The 1531-nt window shown below is 65.7% G+C and carries 1 protein-coding gene; it reads left to right on the top strand.

The annotated features are described in order from the left end of the window. Positions 1 to 76: 76 nt before the first annotated feature. Entirely contained in the window at positions 77 to 1519 is a 1443-nt protein-coding gene (locus GXY33_11290) for an ISNCY family transposase (protein NLX05716.1), read from the top strand. Positions 1520 to 1531: the final 12 nt, after the last annotated feature.

The raw sequence follows: 1531 nt of genomic DNA, 5'->3' as shown, positions 1-1531 counted from the left end.
TGTCATCGGCAGATAGTAATGTCCGGTCTTCGGCATGTAAGAATGTCCGCTTTCCTTTTGTGTGCAAGGAGAGCGGATGGACGAGGAACGGATCGCGATGAGCCAGCGGGAGCGGGATCGGTTGAAGATCATGGCGTCGGTGCTGTCGGGCAAGCGGACACAGGCGGAGGCGGCTCGGTTGATGGGGCTGACGGCCCGCCAGGTCCGCCGGATCCAGCGGAAGCTGGAGGCCGAGGGCGACGCGGCGATCATCCACCAGTTGCGGGGCCGGCCGTCCAACCGCCGGATCTGTCCGCAGTTCCGCAAACAGGTGCTTTTGACCTACCGTCAGCAGTTCGGGGACTTCGGGCCCACCTTCGCGGCCGAGAAGTTGGCGGAGTTGAGGCTGCCGGTGGCGGTGCGTACGCTGCGGGAGTGGCTGGTGGCCGAGGGGCTCTGGCAACGTCAGCGCAAGCGGGACACGCACCGCCGGCGTCGGGAGCGTCGTCCGTGCTTCGGCGAGATGGTCCAGGCCGACGGCAGCCATCACAATTGGCTGGAGGGTCGGGGCCCCTGGATGGTGCTGCTGGTGATGATCGACGACGCCACGAGCAAGGCGATGGCGCGGTTCTACCCGGCCGAGACGACCGAGGCGTACATGGACCTTCTGGGCCGTTACCTTCGCAAGCACGGCCGGATGGGGTCGATGTACGTGGACCGCGACAGCATCTTCCGCGCCGAGGACCACCACCCCAGCGACCCCCGGCCGACGCTGACGCAGTTCAAGCGGGCGTTGGAGGAACTGCAGATCGAGCTGATCCTGGCCAACAGTCCGCAGGCCAAGGGTCGTGTGGAGCGGTTCAACAAGACCGCGCAGGACCGGCTGGTGAAGGAGCTTCGCCTGGCGGGTGCTACGACGATGGAGGAGGCCAACGTGGTGGTCGAGACGGTGTTCCTGCCGTGGTTCAACCGTCGCTGCACGGTGCGGCCGTCCAGCCCCAACAGCGCCCACCGCCCGTTGCATCCTTCGATGAACCTGGGGGCGATCCTGAGCCTGCAGGACCAGCGGAAGGTGGCCAACGACTACACGATCCGCCTGGACAACGTGATCTACCAGCTGCTGCCGCCGGCGTTGGCGGGCCTGCGCGGGGGCAAGGTGACGATCGAGAAGCGTCTGGACGGCAGCCTGAAGCTTCGCTTCAAGGGGCAGTACGTGAAGTACGAGGTGGTGGGGTCGGCGACGGCCTCGGGGGCTCTGCCCCCCAACCCCCGGAGTTTATCGCAGACGAGGACCCCAGCAGAGCGCAAGAAGAAGGGCTCAGCCGCAGCCACGGCCGAGCCCTCTGCTGTACGTCCTGCCAAGGGGCGCTCGGGTCGCACTCCTGCGGAGCCCTGTCTTCCCGATGGCGTCCAGAGTGTACCCCAGACCCCAGGGTCGGGTCCATCCCCAGACCACCCCTGGAGGCAATCCTACAAACGCATGAAGACCAAGAAGACCAACCGGACTATTCTACCTGCCGCAACTACCGGACATTCCTAACTGCGCTTGACA

This window comes from Phycisphaerae bacterium, assembly GCA_012729815.1.
Taxonomy (GTDB): Bacteria; Planctomycetota; Phycisphaerae; order JAAYCJ01; family JAAYCJ01; genus JAAYCJ01.
The sequence above is the reverse complement of the archived record's forward strand: the minus strand, read 5'-3'. Positions and strand labels throughout refer to the sequence as shown.

Coding starts and splice junctions, on each gene's coding strand:
- GXY33_11290 (NLX05716.1), top strand. CDS start 77: ATGGACGAGGAACGGATCGCGATGAGCCAGCGGGAGCGGGATCGGTTG.